Annotated in this window: 19 protein-coding genes; 8 read left to right on the plus strand and 11 right to left on the minus strand. The window is 39.1% G+C overall.

The genetic code is table 11. The features are described from left to right. Positions 1–42 precede the first annotated feature (42 nt). Positions 43–567, plus strand: coding sequence for an NUDIX domain-containing protein (locus L0668_RS15100; protein WP_235313545.1), 525 nt, complete (start codon positions 43–45; stop codon positions 565–567). On the opposite strand, the gene L0668_RS15105 is transcribed toward L0668_RS15100, so the two are convergent. The 5 genes from L0668_RS15105 to nlpI form a co-directional block, all read right to left on the minus strand. After that, positions 564–1,403 (minus strand): glycerophosphodiester phosphodiesterase, encoded by an 840-nt coding sequence (locus L0668_RS15105; protein WP_235313546.1) that lies wholly within the window; start codon positions 1,401–1,403, stop codon positions 564–566. The two genes, L0668_RS15100 and L0668_RS15105, sit on opposite strands and share 4 nt — an antisense overlap. Continuing rightward, positions 1,404–2,117, minus strand: a complete 714-nt coding sequence (locus L0668_RS15110) for a CPBP family intramembrane glutamic endopeptidase (protein WP_235313547.1) — start codon at positions 2,115–2,117, stop codon at positions 1,404–1,406. 104 nt (positions 2,118–2,221) lie between these two features. After that, positions 2,222–3,280 (minus strand): quinolinate synthase NadA, encoded by a 1,059-nt coding sequence (nadA, locus tag L0668_RS15115; RefSeq protein ID WP_235313548.1) that lies wholly within the window; start codon positions 3,278–3,280, stop codon positions 2,222–2,224. Positions 3,281–3,398: 118 nt separating this feature from the next. Then, positions 3,399–4,403 carry a hypothetical protein gene (locus tag L0668_RS15120; RefSeq protein WP_235313549.1) on the minus strand — a complete coding sequence of 335 codons (1,005 nt, stop codon included), beginning with the start codon at positions 4,401–4,403 and terminating at the stop codon, positions 3,399–3,401. Positions 4,404–4,405: 2 nt separating this feature from the next. Continuing rightward, positions 4,406–5,311, minus strand: a complete 906-nt coding sequence (gene nlpI, locus L0668_RS15125) for a lipoprotein NlpI (protein WP_235313550.1) — start codon at positions 5,309–5,311, stop codon at positions 4,406–4,408. 245 nt (positions 5,312–5,556) lie between these two features. Between nlpI and cdd the strand changes: the two genes are divergently transcribed. Next, positions 5,557–5,976 (plus strand): cytidine deaminase, encoded by a 420-nt coding sequence (cdd, locus tag L0668_RS15130; RefSeq protein WP_235313551.1) that lies wholly within the window; start codon positions 5,557–5,559, stop codon positions 5,974–5,976. 11 nt (positions 5,977–5,987) lie between these two features. Here the strand turns inward: cdd and L0668_RS15135 are convergent, their stop codons facing one another. The 4 genes from L0668_RS15135 to L0668_RS15145 form a co-directional block, all read right to left on the minus strand. Further along, on the minus strand, positions 5,988–7,523 hold the full coding sequence (locus L0668_RS15135) for a multicopper oxidase domain-containing protein (protein WP_235313552.1): 1,536 nt from the start codon (positions 7,521–7,523) through the stop codon (positions 5,988–5,990). A 21-nt stretch (positions 7,524–7,544) separates the two neighbouring features. Next, positions 7,545–8,066 (minus strand): multicopper oxidase domain-containing protein, encoded by a 522-nt coding sequence (locus tag L0668_RS15140; protein ID WP_235313553.1) that lies wholly within the window; start codon positions 8,064–8,066, stop codon positions 7,545–7,547. Positions 8,067–8,262: 196 nt separating this feature from the next. Next, positions 8,263–8,394, minus strand: coding sequence for a hypothetical protein (locus L0668_RS20735; protein WP_268820386.1), 132 nt, complete (start codon positions 8,392–8,394; stop codon positions 8,263–8,265). Positions 8,395–8,438: 44 nt separating this feature from the next. Next, positions 8,439–8,858, minus strand: a complete 420-nt coding sequence (locus tag L0668_RS15145) for a MarR family winged helix-turn-helix transcriptional regulator (RefSeq protein ID WP_235313554.1) — start codon at positions 8,856–8,858, stop codon at positions 8,439–8,441. Between the two features lie 123 nt (positions 8,859–8,981). Here L0668_RS15145 and L0668_RS15150 point away from each other — a divergent pair, with 123 nt between their 5' ends. From L0668_RS15150 to L0668_RS15175, 6 genes are all read left to right on the plus strand, one after another. Then, complete coding sequence (locus L0668_RS15150) at positions 8,982–9,713, plus strand: siderophore-interacting protein (protein ID WP_235313555.1); 732 nt, start codon at positions 8,982–8,984, stop codon at positions 9,711–9,713. A gap of 6 nt (positions 9,714–9,719) precedes the next feature. Beyond that, complete coding sequence (locus tag L0668_RS15155; RefSeq protein WP_235313556.1) at positions 9,720–9,974, plus strand: hypothetical protein; 255 nt, start codon at positions 9,720–9,722, stop codon at positions 9,972–9,974. Between the two features lie 3 nt (positions 9,975–9,977). After that, positions 9,978–10,190 (plus strand): DUF4405 domain-containing protein, encoded by a 213-nt coding sequence (locus L0668_RS15160; protein ID WP_235313557.1) that lies wholly within the window; start codon positions 9,978–9,980, stop codon positions 10,188–10,190. After that, positions 10,187–10,498, plus strand: coding sequence for a hypothetical protein (locus tag L0668_RS15165; protein ID WP_235313558.1), 312 nt, complete (start codon positions 10,187–10,189; stop codon positions 10,496–10,498). The genes L0668_RS15160 and L0668_RS15165 overlap by 4 nt, the downstream gene beginning before the upstream one ends. Before the next feature lie 107 nt (positions 10,499–10,605). Beyond that, positions 10,606–10,956 carry a hypothetical protein gene (locus L0668_RS15170; protein WP_235313559.1) on the plus strand — a complete coding sequence of 117 codons (351 nt, stop codon included), beginning with the start codon at positions 10,606–10,608 and terminating at the stop codon, positions 10,954–10,956. 214 nt (positions 10,957–11,170) lie between these two features. Next, the gene (locus L0668_RS15175; protein WP_235313560.1) at positions 11,171–11,410 is read left to right on the plus strand and encodes a hypothetical protein; all 240 of its coding nucleotides are present in this window, start codon (positions 11,171–11,173) and stop codon (positions 11,408–11,410) included. 380 nt (positions 11,411–11,790) lie between these two features. On the opposite strand, the gene L0668_RS15180 is transcribed toward L0668_RS15175, so the two are convergent. Next, the gene (locus L0668_RS15180; protein ID WP_235313561.1) at positions 11,791–14,010 is read right to left on the minus strand and encodes a xanthine dehydrogenase family protein molybdopterin-binding subunit; all 2,220 of its coding nucleotides are present in this window, start codon (positions 14,008–14,010) and stop codon (positions 11,791–11,793) included. Continuing rightward, the gene (locus tag L0668_RS15185; protein WP_235313562.1) at positions 14,010–14,480 is read right to left on the minus strand and encodes a (2Fe-2S)-binding protein; all 471 of its coding nucleotides are present in this window, start codon (positions 14,478–14,480) and stop codon (positions 14,010–14,012) included. The genes L0668_RS15180 and L0668_RS15185 overlap by 1 nt, the downstream gene beginning before the upstream one ends. Positions 14,481–14,485 lie beyond the last annotated feature (5 nt).

Below are 14,485 nucleotides of genomic sequence, written 5' to 3' on the forward strand. Positions count from 1 at the left end.
TACAAGCGACTTATTTTAATACCACAAAAAAGTGATACTACATTGACAACTTTCGACACGTTTAATTTTTGCCCACATTGTAAAAGTGACAAGATCCAATCTGATAATGGTCACAAATATGTGTGTCCTGATTGCCAGTTTGAATACTTTCATAACACCGCTTCTGCAGCGGCGGCAATTATTTGTTGTGGTGATGAAATGTTACTTACAGTACGTGCGCAAGATCCTGAAAAAGGACAATTAGATTTACCCGGTGGATTTGTTGATCACAATGAATCTATTGAAGATGCGCTGACTCGTGAGTTAAAAGAAGAACTCGGTCTGCATATTACTAATTGGCAGTATTTTTACTCAGGTGCTAACACCTATCCATATAAAGGTGTCTTGTATCACACTTGTGACGTAGTGTTTGTTAGTAGACTTTCAAAAAAACCTGAGATAAAGGCAGATGCCGCTGAAATTGCTGAATACAAATGGATAAAGTTTGATGAGATTGATAGTGACAAAATCGCCTTTGCATCGCTGCGAAAGGCGGTGGAAAAATTTTTAGCTAAAGCCAAAATCTAGCAACTGCCAATTAAACAATCTGTTGTGATAGAAACATTTGGCTGTAACAAAACTTTTTTTAACTTCTCACTATTCACTACCCAAATGTTTAACAACAACTTTTGTTCAAGCCAAAAGTTAATAAACCTCTCATTTGCTAATAGGTGATCAGGCTCAATCATAGAAACTCCCAAATATTTGGCAGTGAAGGGTTGCTGTAATACGTACTGAGTAAAAGACGAATAAGGTGGGTGTGCTTTCAAGGCTAGTGATGTATTAATTTTAGGGTTTAGACTTCTCACGTAATACAACAACCTTGGATCAAATGAGGATATAAAACCTTGTTGATAAAAATTAAAGCGCTCGAACAAGGCCGCAATTTTTTGCGCCACAAGATAGTGATTATGTATTTCAGTTTTAAGTTCTATTTCTAGGATCAAGCCTAAATTTATCGCCTCTTGCATAACTGTTTCTAATTTAGGTATACGCCACTCGGTTGGCTGGCCACGACTTGTATTTACTAAATTAAATGCTTGTAGCTCCAAAGCTGTGAAATTTTTTACCTTACCTCGCCCATTAGTTGTGCGTTCTAGACTTGGGTCATGAATAACCATAGGAACGTTATCTTGGCTTAGCATCACATCTATTTCTATGGCTTGTGCACCGGCCACAGAGGCTGCACGCATCGCAGCTATACTATTTTCAGGAAAGGCAGAGGTATCTCCTCTGTGCAGAAAAACTAAACCACCAAACGGCCCTACTTGCTCTTGTTGTGGTAGCGCTGTCGTTACATATACTAAAAGCAATAACAAAATTACCAACAACTCAAACACCACTAAATTACGTATTGAGCGCACTTAAATTAGCCCTAACGCAGTTGCGGTAATACCGAGAGAAAAATGCAAGGTTACCACCCCCACCAATGACTTATGCCTACGATACAAGGTACCAAACAGTATACTAGTTACAAAAACACCTACGGCAATACTCACAGACAAGTGCAGATGACAAACTGCAAACAACACACTAATGGCTAAAACGGGCTTCAAAGATGTAAAATCATGCATGATGCGCGACACCATTAAAATTCCCACTCCACGAGCTATAAACTCTTGCCCCGCTGTATGAGGTAGGTAACTCAAAATATAAAACCAATGTTCTGCTGAGCTATATTGGCGGATAGTTAACCAGTTAAATAATGGTTCGATTGGGTTTTGACTAAAAATTTTTGCCAATATTAAGAAAGGAACAAGGATACAAAACACATAAAAACATTCTACTAAGGCTGTTATGCTGCCATTAAAGGTTAGGCCTAATTCTGCTCTGGTAAAAGCCATTCCTTTAATTGCCCAAATGGTAGGACCAAGCAATAAGAATAAAAAAAACCAACGTATAAAAGTTTGAACACCTAGAGGTTCATTAGCATAATCGGGGATCAACCCTGTCACTAAAAACAACCAAGTTGATACAAAATAAAACCGCCAATAAAGTCGTTTTTCGTATCTATGATTTTGGCTAAGTTGCTCGATTGAGGCTAAATCGCTGGTCTCAATATTTCTTTTACTACTCAAGCTTTCATCCTTTGATTTAATCTACCTGTAGAGGACTAACCCCAAAGCTTTACAGTAGTTACCATTCCTAATATTGACTGATAAAAATTAACTTAATCGATAATTTAAGCATTTCCCGCTACTTTCATATTTAACTGAGCTGAAAAATCTAACATTCTGTTTAGTGGTATCAGGGCCTTTTCTCGCAATTCATCATCTACGAAAATTTCATGGCCACTGGTTTCAGTGAGTGATTGTAAAATGGCTTGCAGGCCATTCATAGCCATCCAAGGACAATGAGCACAACTTTTGCAGGTTGCGCCATTTCCACCAGTTGGTGCTTCTAATAATATCTTGTTAGGCGCGGCATGTTGCATCTTGTAGAAAATGCCCCTGTCGGTAGCCACAATAAACTTCTCGTTGGGTAAGTTTTTAGCTGCGTTTATTAACTGAGTAGTGGAACCCACAGCGTCGGCCAAAGCCACAACACTAGCAGGCGATTCTGGATGTACCAACACACCGGCATCAGGGTGTAAGTGGCGCATATCATTTAACGCTTTTGCCGAGAACTCGTCATGCACAATACATTCACCTTGCCATAACAGCATGTCGGCACCGGTTTGTTTGGCAATGTAGGCACCTAAATGACGATCTGGGCCCCAGATAATTTTTTCACCAAGTGAATCTAAATGTTCAACTATTTCAAGAGCAATGCTTGAAGTCACAACCCAATCGGCTCGGGCTTTTACAGCGGCCGATGTATTGGCATAAACCACCACAGTGTGATCAGGGTGGGCATCACAAAAAGCTGAAAATTTGTCGATTGGGCAGCCTAAATCGAGTGAACATGTCGCCTCTAATGTGGGCATTAACACGGTTTTTTCTGGACTGAGTATTTTAGCTGTTTCGCCCATAAAACGTACACCGGCTACAATCAAAGTATCAGCGTCGCAATCACGGCCAAAACGTGCCATTTCTAGCGAATCAGAAATACAACCGCCTGTTTCTTCAGCTAATGCTTGAATTTCAGGGTCGGTATAATAATGCGCCACCAGCACAGCATTTTTTTGCTTAAGTAGAGTTTTAATTTGTTGAACATGACTTTGCTGTTCAATTTGACTTAATGGCACCGGTTTAGCCGGAAACGGGTAGTCAATAGTTTCGACTTGAAATTGCTGAGACATAATTTTAAGTGTTTTTTACGGGGAAAATCTAAGGTTCGAGTATTATATCAAACTGTCACATAAATGACATATGCCTTTACATCTGTGTTATGCCCAAATCCTAGTTTTTACTAACGACTTATTGAGTTAAGTAGGTCTGATATTTGGCTCGCCAAAATTGGCTTTCAATTACGTTGCTTTGCGATTCATAAAATTGAGCAAAATTCACATGGGCCGATGGATTATTTTGTTTTTCTAAACTTTGCCTCCACGCAGCGAGATATTCGCTGGGAATATACGCCACATCGTGATACTCCATAAAAGTTAAACGATTGCTTTTTTTATAAGCTTGATTAGGATGATTATCGCAAGTTCGCGCAGGTACTAAATTTGAACCTTGGTCAGGTTCAATAAACTGTAAATTAGGTGCTTCATCCAATTGGCAAATATGTTTAGCCATATCAGCGTTTAGAGCATATTCATCTACAAAACCAGAAAAGTGAGCCAATTCATGTACAAATACATCATAGGTATCTTGTTGATCTAAATACATTATGCCGTTGTGCACATTGGCTTTTCCATTTTCAGCAAATAACACTAAATGAGTAAATTGCTGAGCTTTGAGCTGTTGAGCCAATAAAGGTAAATTACAAGTTAGCCGATTATTTTTATTAGCATTTTTAGTACATTGCACAGTTTCAGGATCAAACCAAATGAGCTCATGAGTACAAATAGATAAAGACGCTAACCTAGGGTCATTATTAAACTTTTGTTTAAATCTCTCAGCTTGAGCTAAAGACTGTGTATTACCTGTGACAAATAATAATTGTTGGCGGCACGACTTAGGTAAACTTGGTTGGTTAGCAAAAACTTGATTGAGATTTTGCTCTACAAAGGTTTTAAAATAAAACTGATAAAAGCCAGCTTCGCCATATGGCTGTTCCATAGCTTTTAGTTCATTAATCGACTCTTGATATTGTTTTTGTTGCCACTTACCTAGAGCCTTAGATAATGAAGGCCTTTCAGGCTTTTCAGTGGCAGTCTCTGGCCGTGTGTTGGCAGAGTGAGAAATAGACAAACATATTAGAAAAAGAGGTATACCTGCCGCTAGGCTGACTAGCCCCCCTTTTACAAAATTAAGCATAACTAATGAGTTTGCGGAGTGTCAGACTTATTTTTATCGTTTTCATCCCGTAACAAATTCAATTCCAAACGAGCGTATCTGTGTTCAACATATTCAAAAACATTGGTACTTAAAGCCAATTTAAAATAATTTGAAGCCACCCCTTTATTGCCTAATTCAGAGTGATATTTACCCAAATAAAAATAAGCTTCACATAACCTGTCAGTTAATTGTTGTTGGCTTGTTACGCCGGATATTAAGGCACTTAATAACTCATTTTCTGTGACTTTTCCTAGGTATAAATCCACTAGCTTAGTAGCCCAGTTTTGTTCATCTAAATTTTTTCGCAATTCAGTTAATTGTTGTTTAGCCACAATTGGATCGATTTCAATTTCAGCTAAATAACGCCATAAAGCTCGATAAGGATCTGCGGCATTTTTATTATAAAACTCACCTAGATCACGCACGGCTAAATCAGGTCGGCCTCCGTAATACAAGGCTATTCCTCGGTTTAAAAAAGCAAATTCCATTTCAGGGTTGATGTCCAGTGTGGCATCGAATGCTTCATATGCCTGGATAAAGTTCATCTGCTGGGTGTAATGAACTCCCATAGAATTATAGGCTTCCGCTAAGTCAGGTTTCAATTGAATAGCTTGATTAAAATCGTACTGAGCTAATCCAGATAACCCCACACTGTCATATAAGGTGCCGCGTTGGTGTAATAGTTGTGCTCTTTGGTCATCTTCCAATTCCGCTTGGCCTAAAATATGGCTATATCGAGCAATAGCCAATTGTGACCTAGGATTCATGGGGGCAGGTTCAGCTAATAGCAAATTTCCCATTTGCCCACCTTGGTTTGAAGTCGAATTGGTAGCGCAACCAGTTAAGAAAGTGCTAACAAGAATAATAATGAAGACAATTTTTTGCATAATTAAGGAGGTTTGTAACCTTTAAAATAGATTATTAGTGAGACCTAAACACAGGACAGAATGTTCATTATAGCCAGTAAAAATAATCGAAAAAACAAGATAAATAGAATGGCTAGACTCGCTTATTTCCCACAAAAAGTAAAGTTACTCGGTCTTACTGCTAATAATATTTGAATTTAACTTGTATCAATACGTAAAAGTGGTGCAGACTAAATGGTCAAGAAACAAGTGAATCATAGAAAAGAATGACCAATAGTTCAGACAAAATACATCAACAGCTTTTACAACTTGCCACGCAAGCTCAAAAAAATGCTCACGCACCTTATTCAAACTTTAAGGTGGGAGCAGCGATTTTAGATGAAAATAATCAACAACACGCTAGTTGTAATGTTGAAAATGCAGCTTACCCCTTAGGCCAGTGTGCCGAAGCAGGGGCAATTTCAGCTATGATTTCCTCCGGTAACACACAAATAAAACAGATATTGATCGTAAGTCCTAATGACAATTTTTGCCCGCCCTGTGGAGGTTGCAGACAAAAAATAGCAGAATTTGCTAATGACCAAACCCAAGTACATTTAGCCAAAAGCAACGGAGAAGTTAAAAGTGTTCACTTCAAAGACTTGTTACCTTTGGCTTTTGGCTTCGACAAAAACGAATCCACTTAGAAAAAGATTAATTAAAAGGTAGCTGCTATACCTACTCCGACTCCAGAAGTCTGATTAGCATTGATACCGATTGACCAACTAGGTGAAGAACTATACTCAAGTGTGACTTGCCATTCTTCTTGAGTTGATACACCCAAGTCTAAACCAATACTAGGTGTGAGCTGAAAACTAGTTTCAGCTTCGGCTTGTATTTCACCTTGGTTATTGATCCACAAAGCTGTATCAATATTAAATGGCGTCACATACTTAATGCCCACTAACACGCTATTTTCTTCATGCTCACGTTCTAAGCCTATAAAATAGCGTAACCAACGAGAAGTTTTGTAATTGTAATCTAATGACACTTGATTATATTCAGAGAAATAATTCGTAGCGTCAAACTCCACACTATGTAACGTATTACTGTATCTAACGGACAAATCTGCAAAAGACGAATAAAATCCCAAGTCGGTTCTAACGTACCAATCATTATCCATGATTTCGTTACTGGCCATTTTAGCCTTAGCAAATTCAGGGTTACCTTCATAGTCGCTGTATTGCACAACACGAGCCATGCCGGTTTTGGCGTGATATAAATTATGACAATGGAAGAACCAAGCTTTTTCTTCATTAGCCGCAAATTCGATAGTGACATTACCCATAGGTGGTACATCAACAGTGTGCTTTAGAACATTATATTCACCATTACCTGAAATAACCTTAAAAAAGTGCCCGTGTAGATGCAGAGGGTGATGCATCATGGATTCATTTTTAAAATGAAAACGTACCACTTTACCTCGATCAATTTTAAGCACATCTGCTTTTGACAAAGGTGTGTTATTAAAACTCCAGTTATAACTTTCCATATCACCTGTTAGCTCTAAAGTGAATTCCTGCAACTCACCTGAGTATAAAACTGGCTCCTTTGATTTTAGCATGGAGTAGTCAAGCTTATCCGCCTCTGGCTTGGGCGTTTTCATCATCTGGTGGTTAGCATGTTGCGACATTTCATCTACGTTAGGTGCAGCCTGCATTTGATGCATAGAATGATCGCCGCCTTGTTGGGTCATGTTTGTATGAGCACCGCCGTGACCCTCTCCGTGCTCCATTTTGGCAAACACATTAGGCCGTTTAGGATCAGGTGATGAAATGACTTCACCTTGTCCTAGAGTAATTTTAACTCCACCAGTGCCGTCCATATTGTTAGCGGCAAACTCATAGGCACCAGACTCAGGTATAGTCACAACCACATCATAGGTTTCGGCCATACCCATTCTTAACTCTTTAACTTTAACCGCTTGTACGTCCAAGCCGTCTGCAGCCACTACCTTAAATGCGCCAGAGCTTTGTTGAATATCAAAATAACTCGACGCGCCCGAATTAATTAACCTGACTCTGACTTTATCCCCGACTTTAGCTTGGGGTAATAGATTTAACGACGTTTGACCATTTGCCAAAAATGCATCGTAGCCAACATCAGATACGTCCATACCTTCCATTCGTTGCCATCTATTAGTTAACCAAGCGTCAAGGCTACTATTTTCGAGATACCCCTTAATGCTGATCACCGAATCCTTTTTATAAGCGTATCAATCACCGTCTTTTTTTAGATTTTTCAGCACATCTAGAGGGTCTTCGTCTGTCCAATCAGATAATTGCACCACAACATCATGCTCAAAATCGTCTTGATACCCATTTTTAGGATGAACCACTATGGCGCCATATTGACCTTTTTGTTCATCTATTCGCGTATGACTGTGATACCAATAGGTGCCTGCATGTTTCAGTTCAAACTGGTATTCAAAAGTAGCGCCTGCCTCAATAGGAAAATAAGTCAGGTAAGGCACGCCGTCTTGCTCTTGAGGTAACAATAATCCATGCCAATGAATTGAGGCTTCGTCAGACGTGTGATTGACGACTGTGATTTTGGCAATATCGCCTTCCGTAAACTCTAAAACGGGCCCGGGAATCGAGTCATTGACAGCCATAGCTTGCGCTGGCTGGCCAGAAAAGTTAACGATTTTATAATCAACATTGAGTTGATAGTGAACATCTTTTGCTAGTGCTGCGCTTACATAAACACAACATAAAAATATGAAAATAATTTTCATTTATTTCTCCAATATAAAAAATAACTGTTAAACAGTGTTAATACTTTTTTAAAGGAAGAAAAAAATCGGAGGACGGTAGTTGGGGTTAAAAGTTAATGATTGATACTGAGTCAAATCCGACGAAGGCGATTCTAATGCCAATGTATTCAATAATAGAGAGATAAAAGACTGAGCATATTGTGCACATTTATCACAATCACATAAGTGGGATATTTGCTCGTTCAGATGTTTCAGAAACAGCATCATGTTCCATAATACAAACACCCGCTGCGGCAAAAGTATTAGCCGCTAAGGTAAATAATAAGATAAAAACAATCAGTCGTTTCATGTCTTTATTTTACACCAATATTTTCATGTATAGGTCTATATTTTTTAAATCGATTCTAGATTAACTTTTAATTTTTGAGATAACTGTATAAAAGCTTGTAGGTCTTCAGGCTCTATATTTAATGCCATTATATCAAACAATTCTTTTTCAACTTTATTAAATCGTTTTACAAGTTCATGCCCACTTTCTGTCAAGGTCAATAGTTGGCTTCTTTTGTCTTTAGGGTTGTCAATTTTGGTCACCATTTTTTGCTTCACCAACTCTTTTATTAATCGATTAATTTGAGCTTTATCTCGCCCTAAAAAATCAGCCAACTGCTGTCCAGTGCTTTCCTCTAGTTTAGAAATGACCTTCAGAGACTTCATATGCATCGGGGATAAATTTTTGTCCAGCTGTTTAAGACGCAGGAGCATAGTACTTCGTACACTATGCATAAGACTAAACAGTGCTTCATTTAAATTCATATTATTTCCTTAATCATTACTACAAAATATAGTTGACACTATCATCTAAATATATATAGTAGACCTTGTCAACTATATTTAATTATTTGCAATCAAGCAAGTTTAAAAAAATTGGAGGAAATAATGGGCCCCAAAATGCGTATGACGCAAGTGTCTTCTATTGAAGACTTGTCACCTCACATGAGGAGAATAGTGCTGAGCGGAGAATCATTAGCAGATTTCCCTGCAGGTAAAGAAAGTGCTCATGTAAAAGTAGTTTTTCCAAATCCAGAATCTAAAGACAAACGCCCAAAGCTTGGAATTTATTTTGGTTTCAAAAAATTTATGCGCTCTTATACTGTTAGATACTTTGATCAAGCCAATTTAACTTTGACCTTAGACTTTGCCATTAATGATCATCAAGGTTTAGCCAGTAATTGGGCCGCTCAGGCTAGAGTTGGAGAATATTTGGGTATTGCAGGATCTGGCGATATCAAACATACGGATTTTCATGCTGAAAGACATTTGTTGTTTGGCGATTTAACTGCTTTGCCAGCCATAGCCGCAACACTTGAAAAGCTACCAAAAAACGCCACAGGTAAAGCTTGGATCCAAGTACCCGATAAACAAGATATTCAACCCTTAAAATCACCAAACGGCATAGATATAAGGTGGTTAGTGACAGAAAACAAAATGACTAATGAATTTTTAGATGCATTGACATCTCAACCAACAGATTTAACTAACACTGCCATTTTTATGGCTGTTGAAGCAGGTGTACTAAAACAACTAAAACAACACTTAAATAAACACTGTGAATACCAAAAATCAAAATTGTATGCCAGTGCTTATTGGAATAATAAAAAGAAGGTCTAATTAAGCATGTCTGATTGGAAGCAAAATTTACACAAAACCCGATACTTAATGGACGTATTGCTACTAATAAGCTTTATGATAGTTTCGGCTCCACAAGCTACAGGTATCGCCGGACATGAATGGCTGAGCTTAGTCTTTGTGATACCTTTTGCTATTCACCTTTTATTACACTGGGATTGGTTGGTGCACAGTTTCCAGCGAATATATTCTAAAATTCCCGGCAAAGAACGCTTTAATTTAATTTGGAATTATTTGATTTAACTGATGATGTTAGTAGTTTTTGTCAGTGGATTTTTAGTCTCAGTTGCTTTATTTCCTACCCTAGGAATAGAGCTGCATATTCAAGATTTTTGGTCCAAAATTCATCATGACTCTGCGACCTTAATTATGCCCATGATAGGTATTCATTTAGCACTTCATTGGAGCTGGATTGTCAAACTTACAAAAGGTATGTCTGCAAAGGGGGTAAAGTCATGAAATATTTACAATATCGCTGGAAATCACGGCTACTCATGGTTTTGCTAGTTTCCATATTAATCAGCTTATTATTTATCACTTTAGAACAAACAAGTTGGGCCGAGCAAATTAACCTTCAAGGTTACACTCATGGAGAAAACGAGGGCAGTACCCAAGGAAATAATAGCGGAGGTAAACCCAATTTCCCTTCCTACTTAATGTACATTTTGCCCTTTGTTAAAGAATTAATCCTGATTGGAGTACCTTTACTTTTGACACTTTTAGTCACAAAGTTATTTGCTAAATTTAGTCAAAAAAATAAAGCTTAATTTGGATACGGTGGACTGCCGTGATACATTTTTAACCACTTAATTCCAATTGAGTTTGTTAAATTGTGCCTTTATTTTTTTCAGTCATACTTTTTATTAGCTTGATAATGAGCCCAACTGTTTGGTCAAAACCACAATTGACCAGTTTACAAGCAGACGGTCCAAATTTTGGCTTAAGTGCCTATCAGTTGATAAGAGAATTCGGTGGTAAAAAGTCAATTGAGTCACCGGTTCTATACCCAGACAATCACCCAAACATACCTCATATTTATGAAGAAACAGATGACAAAGTGGGACATCACTTTGTATTTCTATTACACCGAGATATTGACAAAGATCGCGACAAGTACATCAGGTTTTCAGACAGGCAAAGAAACGAAATCAAAGCCTACGATAAATCAAAAGAACAATTAAAAGGTTATGAGGGAGAAACCCTCACCTATCGCTGGATAGTTTAAGCTAGATCCAAATATGTCACTATCAAAAAACTTCAGTCATTTTTTCCAACTAAAGCCTGTTGATGTGGGCCTCAACATGCCAATTGTTACCTTCTCGGGTAGGTCATATCGTGGCGATAAATAGTTTGCAATTTCTCATACACCAATTTTAAAACCTTCTATTTTAGATAAAATCCTATGGAAAGAAATATCTGGCCAGTGGTTACAAGCCGAAGTGAAAACAACCTATGCAGATAATGGTAGTTTAAGTATTAAGATTAATCGGCTGTCAGACAAACAAACCATTATTGACTACCAATCAGACAAAATAGATATGTGGAGAGGCAGCCAAAAAGAACATTTTGTACGACCTAAATGGGGTCTCTACCGCTCACTAAAAACCAAAGAGATGTTAGAAAACAAACAAGACACCATACGTTTTGCAGACTTTGAAGTGATTAAGACGGGCATTTAGTTTGTAGTTTTCTCTCCGTGGCGAAGCCATGCTTTTGATTTACCCCGTGAATCAAAGCTCGTCAATTTCATGGTGAATTAATTGGTTCAATTGGCATGGACAGCCAATTGAGGCTTGCGACGTCGGAAACGTCTCAAGCTGGCCTGCTTAATTCATCATGAAATTGGATTAAGAGTTTTATTGGAGCGCGGCGTTTCTTGCATACTTCTGTGAGCTGTTGCAAAGGAGTCTGTCGAGCCGCAGGGACGCGGCTTGAAACCCGCATGCGACCGCCATGGATGGCGGAAGATAGAGTAACGCATGACGCAGTTACCGAGATTGCGGTGAACGTAGTGAATAGAGTGAGCAAAGCGAATGCTCTAATCACTCAAAACAAAAAACTACACAGCTTGAGGTTTAAACGGTAAATCTCGATAACGTTTACCCGATGCCGCAAAAATTGCATTACTTAATGCGGGAGCAAACGGTCCAAGACCAGGTTCACCTAATCCAGTGGGTTCTTCTCCAGCTTGGATAAAGTGAACATTAACTTTGGGCATTTCGTCAATACGTATCACAGGGTAATTATGGAAGTTTGAATTCACTACAGCACCTTCTCTAAATACGATTTCGGTGCGAAGTGCGAGTCCCATACCCATTACCACAGCACCTTCCATTTGTGCTTTTGCACTATCGGTATTAAGCACTTGACCACAGTCGACTATGGCATCCACTTCTAGTACTTTAATATCATCGCCATTCACTTCAACACGTACTGCCATAGCCACATAAGACTGGAAACTATAATGCACGGCTAGGCCTAACCCTTGATTCTTAGGTAAGTCCCCTCGCCCAGCCCAGTTTGATTTTTCTGCGGCTAAAGCTAACGCGCGCTTTGAACGTTTAACCTGTTCTGCTTTTTTAACATCTTGGTTATTGTCATAAATATTATTCAACATGCTAACCGTATCTTTGTTGGCTTTAAGAGCTAATTCGTCAGCAAAGGTACCAAAAGCAAATCCATAAAATATGGCATACACAGCACGATACCAACCAATACGAGTATGAGCTATGGCTTCGCCTGATTCACTGCGTACGTTTTCAATGCCAAAGGGGTGATTAAGAATTTCACTCAACTCACCTTTACCAGCTCTATCTACTGCAGAATTGAACAAGGAGCTAATTGGTGGGAAGGCCGCTCTGTGCAACCAAGCGCTCACATTTCCATTTTTATCGAGGGATGCTTGAATATGTTGAGCACTAATTGAATGGTAATATCCAGTACGCATATCTTCTTCACGAGACCAAGTCAGTTGTACTGGCGCGTTAATTTTTTGAGATATCACAGCCGCTTCATGCACGTAATCACACTTAAACTTACGCCCAAATGCCCCTCCCGCCATAGTCACGTGTACTAAAATATCTTTAGCTTCGCGCTTTAAATACTGAGCCAATACTTTTTGAATATCTGCTGGGCTTTGGGTAGCGGCCCACACTTCACAACTGTCATCTTGCACCCAAACAACACTAGCATTAGGCTCCATAGGTGAGTGAGAAATATGACCACCTGTATAAGTCGCTTTCACAATATGTTCAGCACTATCAAAAGCTCGTTGCACGTTACCACGCTCTTCACCTAACTCAGCAGGCGATTCTACATTTTTCACTAATTGTGCTTTGTAGGATTGAGTGTCGTAACTGCCGTTTTTACCCGAGTCCCACTCAATTTCTAATAATTTAAGCGCCTGCTGGGCGGTCCAAGTGTTGTCTGCTACAACTGCAACACCACCAATTGAACCGAAAGGCACATCAAATCTAGGAATTTCAATAACTTCAATTACACCTTGCACTTTTAATGCAGCGGCTTTATTGCCGACACTTTTTAATTTGCCACCTAAAACTGGGCAATGGGTAATGGCCGCGTATTTAAGACCTGACATTTTGGTATCGACACCATAGGTCAAAGTACCTTGTAGAATATCGTTAAGATTATGACGAGCGAGATCTTTACCTATATATTTATATTCAGACTTTTCTTTTAGTGCTGGTTTTTCTGGCACTTCCATAGTGGCAGCTATGCTGGCTAACTCACCATAAGGTAACTTTTGTTGATTGCTTGTATTAATCACAAAGTGATTGTCTGCAATACAATTGTCAGCTGAGGTATTCCATACTTTAGCTGCCGCTGCAATTAACATCAATTTTGCAGCTGCTCCAGCCTCACGCATAGGGATATACATTCGACGAATACTGGCTGAACCACCTGTTGCTTGTGGGCCGTATAAATCTTCATTGCCATCTGCTTGACGTACTTCTACTCGAGACCAATCTGCTTCTAATTCATCAGCCACAGCGGCAGGTAATGCGGTGCTAATGCCTTGTCCCATTTCACAACGGCCACAATATATTAAGGTGTCGCCATTTTCGGCAATATGAATAAAGGCATTAGGATTAAAATTGGAGTCTGCCCCGTGAATTACTTCTGCCATCAGATGTTGCGGCACTGTCACACCTAAAATTAGCCCGCCAGTTGCCACACCAGATGATTTAAGAAACCCTCTTCTACTTAAATTAACTGGCCTACTTTGATTAATTTGTCTGCTTGGATTAGAAATAGACATTATTTCACCTCCTTGTACATCACTTCAGCAGCATCTGTAATAGCCGCTTTGATCCTTTGATATGTTCCACAACGACAAATGTTGCCTTGCATAGCATTATCAATTTCGTCGCCACTCGGTGATTTATTGGTAGCCAAAAAACTAGCAGCGTTCATGATTTGACCGGCTTGACAATAGCCACATTGAGGGACTTTATGCTCTAACCAAGCCTGTTGTAAAGGATGACTGCCTTCTTCCGACAATCCTTCAATTGTAGTGATAGATTTACCAGCCACTGAAGAAACAGGTAGTACACAAGAGCGGGTGGCTTGACCATCAACATGAATGGTGCACGCGCCACATAAGCCCATGCCACAACCAAATTTAGTACCAGTTAACTCTAATTTATCACGTAAAAACCATAACAAGGGCATGTCGTCTGGCACATCGATCGGGTACTCTTTTTGATTGATAACAATAGACTGACTCATTAAAC

The sequence above is a fragment of the Paraglaciecola algarum genome (assembly GCF_021532655.1).
GTDB lineage: Bacteria > Pseudomonadota > Gammaproteobacteria > Enterobacterales > Alteromonadaceae > Paraglaciecola > Paraglaciecola algarum.